Source organism: Neisseria sp. P0021.S007, from assembly GCF_051956855.1.
Genome location: NZ_JBQCXA010000572.1, coordinates 1 through 673 on the forward strand (window position 1 = coordinate 1; position 673 = coordinate 673).

General features: G+C 49.5%; 1 protein-coding gene and 1 pseudogene. Both read left to right on the forward strand.

Annotated features, from left to right (window positions below; translation table 11 throughout):
* Positions 1-211, forward strand: a pseudogene (locus ACTHUR_RS14685) (YoaK family protein); the annotation flags it as partial.
* 218 nt (positions 212-429) lie between these two features.
* The coding region (locus ACTHUR_RS14690; RefSeq protein ID WP_440399324.1) for a glycine zipper 2TM domain-containing protein at positions 430-673 on the forward strand (244 nt) is incomplete at its 3' end.

Consider the following 673-nt stretch of genomic DNA (forward strand, 5'->3'; position numbering starts at 1 on the left):
GCTTTTAAGCGGCTTGATGCTGTCGTTTTTACTGGGCGGCGTGGTTGGCGCATGGGGTTATCATCTGGTCGGCCATCATTTCGCCCTGCCCGTTTCCGCCGTTTTGCTCATACTGGGTGCGGGTTCGGTGGGATATGACGTCAAGGTCAGATTGAAATGGGCATTCATCAACTGGTATCGCCGCAAGCAGAAAAAACGGAAGAAACTGTAAAAAACTTTGCTGGTTATTTCACGGCAAAACGGCCAAGCTGCCAGAAAAATGCAGAAATGCTTCAGAATTATGTTAACTGGCAAATATTTTCGTAATATCGGGTTAAACCCATTCTTTTGCGTTTCGGATATTGGGTATCATAAATCCGTAATGACCCACGCGGTTTTTATTCATTTTTTTCAGACGGCCTAAGCCGTCATCTAAAAAGAGGATACGACATGAAATTCTTGAAACCCCTGACCGTTATTGCTACTGCAATTCCTTTGGCACTCACCGGCTGTGTGACCGATCCTGCTACCGGTCAACAATCCGCCAGCAAAACCGCCATGTACGGTTTGGGCGGTGCGGCTGTTTGCGGCATCGTTGGTGCGCTGACCCACGGTGGCAAAGGCGCGCGTAACTCCGCATTGGCTTGTGGTGCAGTAGGTGCCGGTATCGGCGGTTACATGGACTACCAAGAGA